Below are 1,020 nucleotides of genomic sequence, written 5' to 3'. Positions count from 1 at the left end.
GAAGCATGATCGTGAGGACATGTGGAGCGATCGGAAGTGAGAATGCCGGTGTGAGTAGCGAAAGACGGGTGAGAATCCCGTCCACCGAACGACTAAGGTTTCCAGAGGAAGGCTCGTCCGCTCTGGGTTAGTCGGGACCTAAGCCGAGGCGAAACTGCGTAGGCGATGGATAACAGGTAGAAATTCCTGTACCGGTGATGTGTGTTTGAGCGATGTGGTGACGCAGGAGGAGAAGCAGAGCGTGCGGAAGGAAGTGCACGTCCAAGCATCGAGTCGTCAGGGTAGGCAAATCCGCCCTGTGTAACGACGAGATGTGATGGGGAGCCGAAAATAGTAGGCGAAGCTGTGGGTTCACACTGCCAAGAAAACCCGCTAGTGAATACATTACCGCCCGTACCGCAAACCGACACAGGTAGTTGGGAAGAGAATTCTAAGGTGAGCGAGCGAACTCTCGTTAAGGAACTCGGCAAAATGACCCCGTAACTTCGGGAGAAGGGGTGCTCATGAAAATGAGCCGCAGTGAATAGGCCCAAGCGACTGTTTATCAAAAACACAGGTCTCTGCCAAACCGAAAGGTGACGTATAGGGGCTGACGCCTGCCCGGTGCTGGAAGGTTAAGAGGAGCGCTCAGCGTAAGCGAAGGTGCGAATCGAAGCCCCAGTAAACGGCGGCCGTAACTATAACGGTCCTAAGGTAGCGAAATTCCTTGTCAGGTAAGTTCTGACCCGCACGAAAGGCGTAACGATTTGGGCACTGTCTCAACGAGAGGCTCGGTGAAATCATAGTACCTGTGAAGATGCAGGTTACCCGCGACAGGACGGAAAGACCCCGTGGAGCTTTACTGTAGCCTGATATTGAACCTCGACCTCACTTGTACAGGATAGGTGGGAGCCGTTGATGCGTGGACGCCAGTCTACGTGGAGGCACTGGTGGGATACCACCCTGGTGATGTTGAGATTCTAACCCGCACCCGTAATCCGGGTGGGAGACAGTGTCAGGTGGACAGTTTGACTGGGGCGG

Annotated in this window: 1 rRNA gene; it reads left to right on the top strand. The window is 54.4% G+C overall.

Annotation, left to right across the window (positions count from 1 at the left end):
* A 23S ribosomal RNA gene (locus ABD734_RS07740) occupies positions 1 to 1,020 on the top strand; the annotation flags it as partial.

This window comes from Salinicoccus jeotgali, from assembly GCF_039538805.1.
Lineage (GTDB): Bacteria > Bacillota > Bacilli > Staphylococcales > Salinicoccaceae > Salinicoccus > Salinicoccus jeotgali.
The sequence above is the reverse complement of the archived record's forward strand: the minus strand, read 5'-3'. Positions and strand labels throughout refer to the sequence as shown.